Here is a 15,155-nt window from a genome sequence, read left to right as displayed (position 1 = left end):
GTTCAGCCAAGGGCAGCCTGTCGTTTGGGCACGGTAAAACGAGTGGTTGTCCGTGGTGAAACGCAAGGATGACCTTGGTTGAACGATTGGAAGATACGCTTTATTTTCTCTCCTTTATAAAACCGTTCCGGTAAGCTACTAAGAGTTTTTTCAAATCGCTGATTTGCGTTTGCAATTCTTTGCCTTTATCGGTATCTTTCACCATCATACGTTGGGAATTCAATTCAACGACGAAAGTAGTGGATTTAATGTCCTGTCCTTCTTCAATCGCTTTTTGAGTTGAGGTGAACGGTTCATGCTGTACCAACTGCATTCCTCTTGAATGATACACCAAGGTATATCCGGCAATTCCGGTTTCCGGTTGATATGCCTTAGAGAATCCCCCGTCAATAACCAATAGTTTACCGTTTGCCTTTATCGGGTTCTCTCCTTTAATCGTTTTAACAGGAACGTGTCCGTTAATGATATGCATATGTTGGTCTTTCACTCCAAATTCTTCTAAGAGCATATCACATGTTTTTTCCTCATTGCGCAGTGAGTAATAGTGTCCTTTTACTTCTTTATGCAATTCCTTTTCATTTAGGAAGTAACGTTCGAAAGTTGCCATCTTATCTTTATCGAATGGAGGTGCATCTTTACCGCACCACAGATACCAGATGTAATCCATAGCGAAAAGCTTTTCTTCGCCTTCTTCGTCGAAATAAGCCGTTCGGATCAGTTGGTCTATCTTATCGAGTAATTTCTTGCCCCAGTATTCTTTCTTGCCGATACGCACATGTTTCATACTACCGTCGGCATTTAACGGAATGGAGGCGTGGAATAAAAGATTCGAATTAGTTACCATATACATTCCTCCGTAGGTAAAGAGACAACGCATATGCTTTTTCAGTTTTTCACTACTTACAAACGAATGGTGCAGTTTCTTGATCAATTCTTCTTCCTCATCCGTCAGCTTATAAGGATTCTTCGGATCGATAGTTGGGAAATTATTGTCTTTCATAACGTATTCTTTGCCTTTATACATGAATACGCCACGTTCATAATCTACTTTTTCAAGAAGATTACGGTCTTTCATATCAAACTCCGGACGACGGTTTATAATCTCGGCTTCCAGTTTGAACTGTATAATACTGATTGCCTTATGCATTTGCGTGATAAGACGTATTGTCTTTTCGTTATATGCACTGTCGGCGAAAGTTGTTTTCGGAACAAAGACAGAACAGGGATCATTGGCATAAGTGTCCATTGCGAACGTAGCCAGTGGCAAAAGGTTGATTCCGTAACCATCTTCAAGTGTTGCCAGATTGGCGTAACGCATCGACATACGGATTACGTTGGCAATACAGCAAAGGTTTCCTGCCGCAGCGCCCATCCAAAGAATATCATGGTTACCCCATTGGATATCGAAGTTATGGTAATTGCAAAGCGTATCCATAATGATATGCGCTCCGGGACCACGATCATAAATATCGCCAACAATATGAAGTGAATCGATTGTCAGCCGTTGGATAAGATTACACATTGCGATGATGAAATCGTCTGCACGCTTCGTACTGATAATTGTGCTGATTACTACATCGATATAAGCATGTTTATTGGGCTCGATAGATGATTCATGCAGTAATTCCTGAATGATATATGAGAAATCGGGCGGTAATGACTTGCGTACTTTCGAACGTGTATATTTGGACGACACGTTCTGGCAAACTTTTACTAACTGGTTTAATGTAATAAGATACCAGTCATCAATATCTTCTTCCGTAGTTTTGACCAGTTCCAGCTTTTGTTCCGGATAATAAATCAATGTACAAAGTTCCTTTTTCTCGACTTCACGCAAAGTATTTCCGAATATCTCGTTTACTTTACGCTTAACGGCGCCGGATGCATTTTTCAATACATGTTGGAATGCTTCATATTCCCCGTGCAGGTCGGTTAGAAAATGTTCCGTTCCTTTCGGTAAGTTCAAGATTGCCTCTAAATTGATGATTTCCGTACTGGCATCGGCAATTGTTGGAAAGCTGCGTGATAAGAGTTCTAGATAACGCAAATCGTTCAAAATACTTTCCGGAGTTATTTGACTGAATCCGCTCATAGAGTTGGTGTTTTATGGTTTATAAAAAGAACATTAATATTACTTGTGCGATGATTACTCTCAGAAACATACAGAGAGGATAAACAGTAGCATAAGATACGGAAGGATTATCTCCCGGTATGGTATCATTAACATACGTAAGTGCCATTGGGTTCGCCATACTTCCACATATCATGCCGGATACGGAACCAAAATCGACTTTCATTATTTTGAAGGCTATTATAGCCATAATTAATACCGGAATAAGAGTGATGGCAAAACCGAGCCCTATCCATAATAAACCTTCGGGACGGAATACGGTTTCGAAGAAATGTTTTCCGGCATCCAGCCCCAAACAAGCTAAATACATGGATAAACCTAAGGCGCGAAGCATCAGGTTAGCACTTCGGGTGGTGTAGGTTACCATATGCAGACGTGGGCCGAAAGTACCGATTAATATTCCTACGACAATGGGACCTCCGGCTAGTCCGAGTTTCACGGGAGCACTGATACCGGGAAAACTGATAGGTATTGCCCCTAAAGCCAATCCTAATATGATACCTATAAATATGGTGATGAGATTCGGCTCTTTCAAGCTTTTTACCGCATTTCCCAATACCTTTTCCACGTTATGAATAGCGGCGGCTTCTCCCACAACGGTCAGACGGTCGCCCATTTGAAGGGTTAATTCCGGCGTGGCAAGTAATTGTACTCCAGAGCGATAGACACGGCTGATGTTGATACCGTAATGGTTGCGTAACCGTAATGAGCCGAGTTTCTTTCCGTTAATTTCAGAACGTGTTACAACAATGCGCTGTGATACCAACTGACTGTCAATCGCATTCCAGTCTATATCCTCTTTATTCCAGTCCGTATTTTCCTGCTCTCCGAATAAGACGGTCAGTGCCAAGGCATCTTTTTCGGAAGTGATGACCAATAGTCGGTCTCCTTCTTTCAGCACCTTTTCAGAAGTCGGGATACTTACATTACCATCCCGCCATAAACGGGAAATAATGAATTTATGATGGCTTATGTGAGCGATGTCTTTTATACTTTTATCAAAGATACCAGGGTTATGCACCTGAAATGCCGCAATGTATGTTTTGTTGTTATCGTCTTTTTCCTTTATCTCCAAATCACTCTTCTTGACGAATAGTTTCCTGACAAAGATAATTCCGAGAATTACGCCTATTACTCCTAGCGGATAACTGACAGCACAACTCAGTGCCGGACTGTTGCTATCCATCCCCATCTGCTTCAATGTTTGTTGTGCTGCTCCCAGTGCCGGTGTGTTTGTTGTAGCTCCGCAGAGTATGCCTACCATGTCGGGTAGTGAAACTCCTGTCATTGTGTGGAATACAACTGTCATGGCAGTTCCCAGTAATACAACCCCTAAAGCCAGCATATTGAGTTCTACACCACCTTTTCTGAATGAACTGAAAAAACCGGGACCGACTTGAAGTCCTAGAGCATAAACGAACAGGATAAGGCCGAAACTTTCCGCATAGTTCAACATTTGCGGATCAACGGACAGGCCAAAATGACCGGCTAGAATTCCGGCGAAGAAAACGACTGTCACTCCTAAAGAAACCCCCATGATATGTATCTTTCCCAATCCCAGTCCTATCGCCGAGATAAGGGAAATTATCACTACTGCCTGCAATGCGGTCTGCTCTATAAATAAACTGTTAAGCCACTCCATAGGTATAGGTCATTCCGATGTTTGTTTCTTTAATATTTTGCAAAGATATGACTATTTGCTAAAAAACAGTTGCTCGTGGCGGAATAATTAAAAAAATGAGGTGTGCTGTGCAGTATTTGCCTTAATTCATCATTTATTTATTAAATAACAAAAAAAAGGGACAAGGATAGTGCACACCTCTTTTCCTTTTTATATTTTTGCAATTCCTAAACTTATAAACAATTTAATTTAAGATGAAAAATTTCAAGTTATTGTCTTTGGGAGCAGTTTTGGCTGTAGTGGTTACTATGTTTTCTTCTTGTTTGGAAAGTGATGATTACCAACAGGGAGGAGCTTTCTATTTTACCGTTGTGGATGATTATACGACAGCTTCAGGCAAAAGTCTAATACAAGATTTTACGGGTATGAAATTTATTCCTTCTGCTTCTTCCGTACAGGCTTTGGGAGGTTTAAAAGGTATAGAGAGAGCTGCCCTTCAATATACATTTCCAAAAGATACGGAGATTACGGAAAACACCAAAGAAGTGCATGTAGATCTTGTTGCCGGTTGGAATTCTTTTTCGATTCAGACAAAAGATATGTTGACTATTCCTGATGCGGGAGAGAAAGGGGATACCTTGCGCAATGATTCTGTGCTTTCTTATGATACGATGTGGGCGTATGGAGGTTATGTAAATACATCGGTGACCTTTGACGCAGCAAATACTGGAGTTTATATGGACATGATAAAACAGAAAGTTAGTGCAGATACATTATATCTTCATTTGAATTTGAATGCATCTCAAGGTATGGTAAGATGGTCGGACAAATATACATTACGCAGCTTCCGTATGCCTCCTGTGTATTCTTTGATTTCAGACGGTATAAAAACGGTTTCCGACTCTATTGTAGTAGCTGTTTCCGTGAAAGTTAAAGATGAAAGTTTGAGAAATAATAAGCTGCAATATAAGTATGCTAAATATAAACTGAAATAATATTGAATTATAAAGGATTATTTAAACGGGCAATCATGTTAATTTCCTCTCCTGCCAAGGCATGGGAGGAAATTAGTTTAGAGGATAGGCGGGCGGTTTTTTCTGCTTTTGTCTATCCTATGATCGGTTTATGCGGTATATCCGTCTTCATTGGGATACTTATTGAAGGTGGAGGTGAGGGAAATATTATTTTCCAACGGGCTATGACGGCGTGTTGTGCTGTTTTCGTGGCTCTTTTCGGAGGATACTTTCTGGCAGCTTACGGCATCAACCAGTTGGGAGTAAAGATGTTCGGACTTAAAAATAATCTTTCCTTAATACAACAGTTTGCGGGCTATGCCATGGTGGTAACTTTTCTGCTGGATATTATTACGGGAATACTTCCCGGCTTTTTCATCTTGAGTTGGATATTCCAGTTCTACATTATATATATAGTATGGGAAGGTACCCGCGTCCTGATTCAGGTAGAAGAGAAAAAGCAGATGTCGTATACCATTATGGCGTCTTTGCTCCTTATTGCCTGTCCGGCTATACTGGAATTGATCTTTAATAAATTGACTGTTATTTTAAATTGAACATGAAACTTGCTCCGGTAAATATAAAGAATAAGCGTGCTACATTTGATTATGAATTTATAGACACTTATACGGCGGGAATTGTACTTACGGGTACAGAAATCAAATCCATCCGCTTAGGTAAGGCGAGTCTGGTAGATACTTATTGCTTTTTCTCAAGAGGCGAACTTTGGGTGAAAGGTATGCATATAGCGGAGTATTTTTATGGTTCGTACAATAATCATATTGCTCGCCGTGACCGTAAACTGCTTTTGAGCAAGAAAGAGTTGAGGAAGTTGGAGCGGGCAACCAAAGAAACGGGATTTACCATAGTCCCTGCCCGTATGTATATCAATGAAAAAGGATTGGCTAAAGTGGTTATAGCGTTAGCTAAGGGTAAGAAGCAATATGATAAACGTGAATCGTTGAAGGAAAAAGACGATAAGCGTGAAATGGACAGGATGTTTAAATACTAACACAATAGCTTGATGACTTATTCTATTCCACAAGTGATCCGCGAGCGTATTCTTATCCTCGACGGAGCGATGGGTACGATGATTCAACGGTACAATCTGAGAGAGGAAGATTTTCGTGGTGAACGGTTTGTTGATCTACCCGGTCAGATGAAAGGCAATAATGATTTGCTGTGCCTTACACGCCCGGACGTTATCCGTGATATTCATCGTAAATACTTGGAAGCCGGAGCGGATATCATCGAAACAAATACTTTCAATGCTACAAGTGTGTCTATGGCAGATTATCATGTGCAGGATTTGGTGTCGGAAATTAATCTGGCAGGAGCTAGGATAGCACGTGAGATAGCAGATGAATATACTGCAAAGAATCCCGATAAACCCCGTTTTGTAGCAGGCTCGGTTGGGCCTACCAATAAAACCTGCTCCATGTCTCCGGATGTGAATAATCCGGCTGCACGTGCGTTGACGTTTGACGAACTTGCCGAATCTTATCAAGAGCAGATGGAAGCACTTCTGACAGGTGGTGTGGATGCCTTTTTAATAGAAACTATTTTTGATACGCTGAATGCAAAGGCGGCTCTCTTCGCTGCGGAAAAGGCAATGAAGAAAGTCGGGAGAAATGTTCCAGTCATGCTGTCGGTAACGGTCTCTGATACCGGAGGGCGTACTTTGTCCGGACAAACCTTGGATGCGTTTCTTGCTTCTGTACAGCATGCGAATATATTTTCAATCGGATTGAATTGTTCTTTTGGTGCCAAACAGTTGAAACCTTTTTTGGCAGGGTTGTCTTCCCGTGCACCTTATTATATAAGCGCTTATCCTAATGCAGGCTTGCCGAACAGCTTGGGAGAATATGATCAGACTCCGGATGAAATGGCGAGTGAAGTGGGAGAGTACATTCGGGAGGGCTTGGTGAATATCATTGGTGGCTGTTGTGGTACAACGGATACTTATATTGCTAAATACAATGATTGGGTGAAAGACGCCCAACCTCACGTACTGGCTTCCAAACCGGAACATTTATGGCTTTCGGGGCTGGAATTGCTTGAAGTTAAACCTGAAATTAACTTTGTCAACGTCGGTGAACGTTGCAATGTGGCAGGTTCGCGTAAGTTCTTGCGTCTTATTCAGGAAAAGAAATATGAAGAAGCCTTGTCCATTGCCCGCACACAGGTAGAAGACGGTGCATTGGTTATCGATATAAATATGGATGACGGTCTGCTGGATGCAAAAGAAGAAATGGTTACTTTCCTTAACCTGATAGCTTCCGAGCCGGAGATAGCCCGCGTTCCGGTGATGATTGATTCTTCGAAATGGGAAGTGATCACAGCCGGACTGAAATGTTTGCAAGGTAAATCGATTGTCAACTCCATTTCCTTGAAGGAGGGAGAAGAAGTATTTTTAACTCATGCCCGTCAGGTAAAACAATATGGCGCGGCGGCTGTGGTGATGGCTTTTGATGAAAAAGGACAGGCCGATACTTTCGAACGTAAGATAGAAGTTTGCGAGCGTGCTTATCGTCTGCTGACAGAGAAAGCGGACTTTAATCCGAATGATATCATCTTTGACCCGAACGTGCTTGCCGTGGCTACGGGGATGGAAGAACACAATAATTATGCGGTCGATTTTATCAAGGCAACCGGTTGGATAAAGAAGAATCTTCCCGGAGCGCATGTCAGCGGTGGTGTAAGCAATCTTTCTTTCTCTTTTCGTGGCAACAATTATATCCGTGAGGCGATGCATGCCGTGTTCCTTTACCATGCCATAAGTCAGGGAATGGATTTCGGTATCGTTAATCCGGCTACTTCTGTTATTTATACGGATATACCGGCGGATGTTTTGGAAAAGATAGAAGATGTCGTTTTAAATCGTCGTCCGGATGCAGCCGAGAGATTGATAGAACTTGCCGAGAAACTGAAAGCCTCTGCTACGGAGACTTCTCAGGCAGTGCGCCATGATGAATGGCGAAACGGCACGGTGGAAGAACGTTTGAAATATGCCTTGGTAAAGGGAATTGCCGATTATCTGGAAGAAGACTTGGCTGAGGCTGTTCCGCAATATGCAAGGGCGGTGGATATCATTGAAGGTCCGTTGATGAACGGGATGAACCATGTCGGTGAGCTGTTCGGAACGGGAAAAATGTTTCTTCCCCAGGTAGTAAAGACTGCCCGCACGATGAAGAAAGCCGTAGCCATACTTCAGCCACTCATTGAAGCGGAAAAGACGGAAGGTACATCTTCGGCAGGAAAGGTTTTGCTTGCCACGGTGAAAGGGGATGTACATGATATCGGAAAGAATATTGTCTCCGTAGTGATGGCGTGCAACAATTATGAGATTGTAGATCTGGGAGTTATGGTTCCGGCAGAAGCAATCGTGCAGAAAGCTCTTGAAGAAAAGGTGGACGCTATCGGTTTAAGCGGATTAATCACGCCGTCGCTGGAAGAAATGGTACACGTGGCAATAGAGTTGAAAAAGGCCGGATTGCACATCCCTTTACTGATAGGGGGAGCTACTACGTCCAAACTTCACACGGCTTTGAAGATTGCTCCGGTTTATAATGCTCCTGTGGTGTACACGCGCGATGCTTCGCAGATAGTGCCTGTCGTGGGGAAACTGCTGAATCCGGAGGTAAAAGACGAATTTGTCAGTGAAGTGACGGAGGAATATGAAAAGTTGAGAGAGAATAATCAAGCGAAGAAGGTAGAGACCGTACCGTTGGAAGAGGCACAGAAGCATCGCTTGAAACTGAAATGGTAATCGTATATAAAGAAGATATGAAAAGACGCTTTGACATTGAACATTGGAATCGTAAGACTGCCTATTTTTATTTCCTGGATTTCAGTAATCCTTTTGCCCATTTGGGAGCAGACATAGATGTAACGGAACTTTATGCTTATGTGAAAGCTAACGGATATTCTTTGAATCTTGCGAATACTTATATTGCCGCACGTTTGTGCAATGAGATTGAAAACTTCCGACTTCGTATAGAGGACGGCGAGGTTTATATTTATGACAAGGTTCATGCTGCACAAACGATAGGGTATGAAGACGGCACTTATACCAATATTAATACCCGGATGAAAAGTACGCTTCGTGAATTTGATACTTGTGAACGTGCGCACATCGTGGAACATAAAAAGATACGTCAACACGAATCCGGTCCGTATGACGGTGACCTGATTTTTATGACAACTATCCCGTGGGTGTCTTTTACCTCTTTTCAACAACCCAATAACGGTACTCAATCGTCCAATCCCAAAGTAGCTTTCGGGAAAATGAAAGAAGCAGCCGGACGAAAGCTGTTGCCTTTATGTGTAGAGGGACATCATTCCCTAATGGATGGCTACCAGTTATCTCTGTTTATCAAAGGGTTTGAACACTATGCAGCTCACCCTGAACTATTGGACGAACCGATGTAAATCAACATACGGTCGATTGCCGACAAACGATAGGAGTTTGCAAACAAACGACCGTATCTTTGTTCACAAACGACCTGATGTTTTTTTCAATCATCGGGATGTTTTTTAAATTCACCTCGATGTTTTTTTCAATCAACCTGATGATTATTTCAAAACCTGCGGAAGCTAAAAATGCTGCATTTTGCTGCCGTATATTCCTGTTAAAACAGAATTATCCTCATTTATCCTTCAATCCTTCAGTCTTTTGATAATATACATGATTACCAGTTTATTATACTGAACCTTTCTTAGGAAAAAGATTCAGCCGATAGTACGTACAAGGTACATCCTTTTGGGTTTATATCTTTCAGCTGAAGGATAGCATCATTCAGGTTAACGTGCTATTAATCAATCGTAGATTTGCTAAATGAAGGATGAAAGAGGTTGGGATAAATAGGAGGGAGGGATTAAAAAAAGTTGCCCGAATGATTTCAGGCAACTTTCTTGATTGAAACTACTATATAAAGGTTTATTCTTTATCGTCGTCCCAGAAGTTTCTGCGTTTTGAACGGGCAGTTCCGCTTGTCTCGTTGTCACTGACTCCGACAGATGTACCCGAAGAAGTAGTAACAACACTCGTGTTTTCTTCAACTTCCAGTTTTATTGTTTCTATAGTCGGTTTGATATAATAATCTTTTGTTTTCATAATTATATTCAGTTTAGTTTATTATTTAATAATGGCTTTTTGATTATTTATCAGATAAATACCTTTGGCTAATCCTGTAACTGTATTTTCTCCTTCCGAAACTTGGATATTCTTAACCATGCGTCCGTCTAATCCATAAATTTGAACTGATTGTGTCTTGTCGGCATTGATAATCAGTGTTCCGTTTATAGAATAAATCTTGATACCCTCTATATCTGTATTATTGATACCGGTAGCTCCGCCGTCATGAGAAATGCTGTATTGTACGCCCGAAGCTGTCGGTAAATCCAAATATCCACGGAATGCATGCATCTGTGCTTCTGCATTAGCGCGGGCAAATACTTCTACGCCTTCTTCCATCACTAAAATATATTTGCCTGCTATATCATCTCCCGTCATGTGTAAGAAATTACTTTTATAAGTATCACCGGTTGTGGCTGTTACAGGGACTGTTACATTATTTGCAGCGAATGATATTTCTCCACCGGCTTGAACGTTGATAAGATAAGCCGTGTTGGCTTCAATAGACGTTGCTTCTGTGAACAGAATTTGATTTCCATCTTTCTTATCAAATGCTTCAACTTGAACACCGTTAGGAATTGCCGTATTGAATGGTAATGCAAAGGTATTCCAGCCGGAAGCAAATGTACGGGAATAAGTTATATCACCTGTAAATGATTTAGTATTATAAAAATCATAACCATCATGTAGCTCTATACCGATTATGGCGCTATTACCTGCGATAACATTAAAATCTTCAAGTGTTGAATTTTCCTTCACGTAAAACAGACAATTCGGGTTTCCGATCGTTGTCGGCAATACATCTACATTTATAGCTGTCATATCCACAGAAGTTACATTGGCAGGTATTTCTAATGCTTTAACTGCTTCTGCCGTCCATGCGCCTGTTAGGGTCATTGCGCCGGTAGTTGGGTTGATAGTAGATTTAGGTTCTTCTGGAGTAGCTACTGATAGTATGTAGATGTTGAGAACATATCCATTAGCATTTAAATAACCTCCGAATTTCTTTTGATTCTCTGCTGTTCCATATGCGAGATAACGATTAGAACCAGTAGTTGCTTTTATATAATAGCTTCCATCATTTTGTTTTTGAAGTATCCATTCATAAGCAGTTTCTACTAGATTAATATCAGTTCCACTACCTTTGTAAGCTAAAAATGTTTCATTTTCAGCTTTTAGGTATTTATCCTCTTCTATTGTCCAAAGGAGACCTGTTATATCAGATATTACTTTTTGGTCATTGTTAACCTCAATACCCTTAGCCTCTGCTTTACCATCGACTTCTTGGCTAATGGCATACCATTGATTTCCATAATTTATGGCTAAAACAAAACGTGCATTTGGGTCAATAACTTTTAAAACATAAGTAGCTTCTGCCGCTTCATAATCATCCGTAGCGCTTACGGACGCTGTAATTGTTGTTTTTCCGGCAGTACCAAGTGTTACTACTCCTTCTGCATTAATAGTTGCAACATTTGTATCCGAACTTGTATATGAGATTGTTAATCCTGATAGGTCAGAGTTTCCATTATAGCTTAGAGTAGGAGCAGTGAATGTTTCTCCTAAATTAGCACTAGCGTTTTCACTGCTATATTTGAATTCTGGAGTAGCCAGAACTTTTGTATAGGTAGCCGTTGCGACTTCACTGTCCTCTTTTCCTGCTAGTATAGCTATTGCTTTAATTGTACTTGTTTCAGTAATTGTGATGCCTTCATTCGCATCATATAAAGTTGATGCAGAAGTAGGATTGCTTTCTTCATTTATATTATAATATATCTTTGCCTCTTCTGTACTACAAGATAATCTAACTGTTTTTGTTATTTCAAAGTCACCGCTTGCTTCATCGAAAATAGGAGTATTAACTTTATTTGCAGGGGCTTGCTTGGTATATATCCTTGCTTCTGCTTCGTCACTTTCTACACCATTTTTAATAGCAATAGCTCTTACTGTTGTTGTTTCATTAATGGTAAAAGGATTTGTGTACTTTAGAGAACCGCTTGTAGGCTTATTGTCGTCTGTTGTATAATAAATATCTGCTCCTTCGCTTTGAGTAATAGTTACTTCTTGGCTTTCTGCAAATTCACAAGATTCAGGAGAGATGGTTGGAGCTGCTACTATGGTAGGCACATTGCTCGTCCATTTGAAATCATCAATACAGGTTTGTGCATTAGTCGTACCTGAACCTCTTAATTTGATTTTTACGGAAAAATCTCCAGATATATTAAGGTTGTTTACAATTAAAGTACGTTCTGTATCATCATCTTTGCATTCTTCTCCGGAACCAACTAAGATGTCATTGATATATACTTCTACAATTCTGGAGGGCTTTGTTCCTGTATATGCACGTTTGTATTTTAGTGAGAAAGATGATATACCTCCTTCTATCTTGTCAGCCTTCATATAGGCATTAGGATGTCTGAGTATAGGAGTAATCCCATCTATTATATATTTGGGGTTTTGTTTATTTCCATCTTGGCAATGTAGAAATTTCCATTCAATATTATTCACTCCTGTAAAAGATGCTTCTGTTCCATTGTAAGCTTGACTACCACTTAAATTGGTTGCATTTGTAAATGTTTCTGTCGTCTCCTGTCCCCAAACACTCCCACTGACGAAACATACTAATGCCATTATCAGTAGATTCCTAAATCTTGTAATTTTTGTACTCATAAACTTGTTTTTTAGTATTTATTATAGGATAATTATAGAATTTCTTATGCTCGTGTCACAAAGTTACAAGTTTCGCATGGAATAATTGCCAAGTTTCGTTACATTTCTTCATTTAAGTTTAAAGAAAAACTCTTAAAATTACGATTGCGTAACATTTCGGTTACTTTTGCAAAGTGGAAACGACAACTGGAAACAATTTATCGACGAATATGTGTCTTTTGCCGACGAATGGAAATGACGGATTTACTGTCGTGACGTTTTGGCCTATCAAAGATAATATAGTAATAACCATGAATATACTTGAGAGCGAAGTTTACTTGGTGTCTTTCCAGTTCATCAGTAACTTTCGCAGTTCCGGGTACTTATCCTCGTGCTCGAAGATGAATTCGAAGATGTTTATGTTCTCGTAGAGGTCGTCTATTTGTTCGGAGAAGATGTTTAGGAATAAATTGTTCAGGTCTTTGTCTCTTGCGAGTATAACGGCTACTTGCTCGAACAGGGCAAGATAACAGAGCAGGGTATCGAAGGTGCAGATGTTGAGGTACTTGTCCTCGTCGTCGGTGGGGACGCCGTAGAGCAATTCGCTGGGTAGCTTGTTGCTGTGAGGGTCTTTATGCAGTTCGCTTTCCAGCATGACCAGCTCTTTCTGGTCTAATAATGTTTGAAGCAGATGCAATACTATCCGGGTATTTCTATCTACTTTCCAGCATCGTTTTTCGTGCCTTTTTATCAATAGGTATCCTGTTATCAATAGGATGATCGAGAGTATCCCCATGATACCCGTCAACAATAGTTCGTCCATATTCCTTTTCTGTTTGAGGAAGCGGGAGTTCGTAATAGAAAAGCGTCCTCACGAAAGGATACAAAAAAGACGTGAGGACAGCTAATCTACTACAGAACTTAGGCATCGCCAGAAACCCTCCATCGATAATAGACAACTGTACCCCACGCCATATCATTATATTGATTAGGAATATAACAATAAACGTGAGGTAACTGTTGCTATCATCCCCGATGAATAAAACTGGCGATTTTAAGTTCTGGGACAATAACTCGTTACTTCAATATTATAAAATGTATCTTCCACTTCAGGAAGACACGACAAATATAAGCTAAATTTTATATAAATCAGGAGTTTTACCTATTTAATTGTTGCATTTTTTACCTTTATCTCCGAATCCCCGTTTCTCTTTTGTGGCTGGTCGTATTTCCTCTGATAAGCATCGGCCGGAAACTAAAATAGGATGTCCTTGTTCTTTTTTCAGGCTAAATTTGTGAACTGTATCTATAAATATATTATATTTGCCGTATCAAAACAATATCGGGGCATTAGCTCATCTGGCTAGAGTGCGACACTGGCAGTGTCGAGGTGATCGGTTCGAGTCCGATATGCTCCACGAAATATTTAAGTTTAAAACACAGTAATACAGAGGTATATAACTGATTTCTTCTTGTTGTTGCTCTAATCATTTTAGATAAGAAAAGGATGTTTTGTTCCAATTTGGACTTAATAACGAATCTAAAACGAATCCCAAATTATTATGACAACATTAAAGACAGCAATAGTTCCCGCAAAAGTATCCATAGACGGAACTCATAAAATCAGAATAGCGATAGCTTCCAACTTCCTTTTTTTCTTTGTTTTTAGTTTCGGATGATGTGAAAGGCCGTGCCTTGTCCTGTTGTTTCCCGGAATGTTTTGGCTATTTATACGGAAGGGGAAAACTAATGGAATAGGTCAGACTTTTATTGTGTACGTCGGATTAAAGTAGTATCTTTGTCTTGAAGAATTAATCTTTTCACGGCTGTGGGGCGATTGTTCCATTATTGTGGAGCATTCGTCCCACAGATATGGAACGATTGCTCCACGTATGTGAAAAGATTAGTCGATGCAAAGAAAAATAGTAGTTGATACGAAGAAAAGAATTAATTCATGCTTTAATACATACGAATATGGCAGTAATCTATGATTTCTATGAAACACCTGTTCCGGACGGACAAGAGAAGAAGGGAGAACTTCACGTGCGGGTATTGCCGAGACAGACGGTAAACAGTGAAGAATTGGCAAAGACAATCCATCAGCGGAGCACTTTCATGGAGAGTGAAGTAGGGGCGGTTATAAATCTTTTGCGGAATCTCATCGTGGAGAAACTCAAGGATGGCGACAGGGTTCATCTGGACGGTCTCGGCTTTTTTCAAATGACGGCCACCTGTCCGCCTGTACGTTCGGAAAAAGAGATCAGAGCGGAATCCGTAAAGTTCAAATCCGTCTCGTTTCGTCCTGAAAAGGATTTGAAGCGGGAGTTGTACGCTTCTACGCATTTTGTACGCGTGGACATAAAGAATCATTCCAAGGATACATCTTTGGCGGAGATAGACGCGATTCTGACAGACTATTTCAAAAACAATAACTATATAACCCGTGCGGATTTCGAGCGTATTTGCCGTTTAACGAAAACTACTGCCAATCGCCGTTTGAAGACATTGGTAGACGACGGACACCTTCGGAAAGAGGGAATCTATCATTTCCCGATTTATACGCCGGGACCGGGATATTATGGAAATCTATAAATACCTTTAATT

General features: G+C 40.5%; 11 protein-coding genes and 1 tRNA gene. 7 read left to right on the top strand and 5 right to left on the bottom strand.

Features of this window, described 5'->3' with window-relative positions; translation table 11 throughout:
- Positions 1 to 100: 100 nt before the first annotated feature.
- Positions 101 to 2,092 carry a fructose-1,6-bisphosphatase gene (locus DXB63_RS10415; protein WP_122126353.1) on the bottom strand — a complete coding sequence of 664 codons (1,992 nt, stop codon included), beginning with the start codon at positions 2,090 to 2,092 and terminating at the stop codon, positions 101 to 103.
- A gap of 19 nt (positions 2,093 to 2,111) precedes the next feature.
- Positions 2,112 to 3,773 (bottom strand): putative transporter, encoded by a 1,662-nt coding sequence (locus DXB63_RS10410; protein WP_122126352.1) that lies wholly within the window; start codon positions 3,771 to 3,773, stop codon positions 2,112 to 2,114.
- Positions 3,774 to 4,006: 233 nt separating this feature from the next.
- Here DXB63_RS10410 and DXB63_RS10405 point away from each other — a divergent pair, with 233 nt between their 5' ends.
- The 5 genes from DXB63_RS10405 to DXB63_RS10385 are packed head-to-tail and all read left to right on the top strand — an operon-like array spanning position 4,007 to position 9,196.
- Complete coding sequence (locus tag DXB63_RS10405; RefSeq protein WP_122126351.1) at positions 4,007 to 4,747, top strand: hypothetical protein; 741 nt, start codon at positions 4,007 to 4,009, stop codon at positions 4,745 to 4,747.
- A gap of 32 nt (positions 4,748 to 4,779) precedes the next feature.
- The gene (locus DXB63_RS10400; RefSeq protein WP_178300664.1) at positions 4,780 to 5,322 is read left to right on the top strand and encodes a Yip1 family protein; all 543 of its coding nucleotides are present in this window, start codon (positions 4,780 to 4,782) and stop codon (positions 5,320 to 5,322) included.
- 2 nt (positions 5,323 to 5,324) lie between these two features.
- Positions 5,325 to 5,777 (top strand): SsrA-binding protein, encoded by a 453-nt coding sequence (smpB, locus tag DXB63_RS10395; protein ID WP_122126349.1) that lies wholly within the window; start codon positions 5,325 to 5,327, stop codon positions 5,775 to 5,777.
- Between the two features lie 12 nt (positions 5,778 to 5,789).
- The gene (gene metH / locus DXB63_RS10390; RefSeq protein WP_122126348.1) at positions 5,790 to 8,534 is read left to right on the top strand and encodes a methionine synthase; all 2,745 of its coding nucleotides are present in this window, start codon (positions 5,790 to 5,792) and stop codon (positions 8,532 to 8,534) included.
- Between the two features lie 17 nt (positions 8,535 to 8,551).
- The gene (locus tag DXB63_RS10385; RefSeq protein ID WP_158563669.1) at positions 8,552 to 9,196 is read left to right on the top strand and encodes a CatA-like O-acetyltransferase; all 645 of its coding nucleotides are present in this window, start codon (positions 8,552 to 8,554) and stop codon (positions 9,194 to 9,196) included.
- A 508-nt stretch (positions 9,197 to 9,704) separates the two neighbouring features.
- Here the strand turns inward: DXB63_RS10385 and DXB63_RS17955 are convergent.
- The 3 genes from DXB63_RS17955 to DXB63_RS10375 all read right to left on the bottom strand — a co-directional run bounded on the left by DXB63_RS17955 (position 9,705) and on the right by DXB63_RS10375 (position 13,374).
- A complete protein-coding gene (locus DXB63_RS17955; protein WP_158563668.1) occupies positions 9,705 to 9,881 on the bottom strand; it encodes a hypothetical protein in 177 nt (58 codons plus the stop codon).
- Between the two features lie 21 nt (positions 9,882 to 9,902).
- Positions 9,903 to 12,572, bottom strand: coding sequence for a chitobiase/beta-hexosaminidase C-terminal domain-containing protein (locus tag DXB63_RS10380; protein ID WP_122126346.1), 2,670 nt, complete (start codon positions 12,570 to 12,572; stop codon positions 9,903 to 9,905).
- A 313-nt stretch (positions 12,573 to 12,885) separates the two neighbouring features.
- Positions 12,886 to 13,374, bottom strand: a complete 489-nt coding sequence (locus tag DXB63_RS10375; protein WP_122126345.1) for a hypothetical protein — start codon at positions 13,372 to 13,374, stop codon at positions 12,886 to 12,888.
- Between the two features lie 521 nt (positions 13,375 to 13,895).
- Between DXB63_RS10375 and DXB63_RS10370 the strand changes: the two genes are divergently transcribed.
- Positions 13,896 to 13,969: transfer RNA gene (locus DXB63_RS10370), tRNA-Ala, on the top strand.
- Between the two features lie 556 nt (positions 13,970 to 14,525).
- Positions 14,526 to 15,143 carry an HU family DNA-binding protein gene (locus DXB63_RS10365; RefSeq protein WP_122126344.1) on the top strand — a complete coding sequence of 206 codons (618 nt, stop codon included), beginning with the start codon at positions 14,526 to 14,528 and terminating at the stop codon, positions 15,141 to 15,143.
- The last annotated feature ends 12 nt before the right edge of the window (positions 15,144 to 15,155 follow it).

The organism is Bacteroides sp. OM05-12 (genome assembly GCF_003438995.1).
In the GTDB taxonomy this organism is placed as follows: domain Bacteria; phylum Bacteroidota; class Bacteroidia; order Bacteroidales; family Bacteroidaceae; genus Bacteroides.
This window is presented reverse-complemented; position numbering and strand designations above follow the sequence as displayed.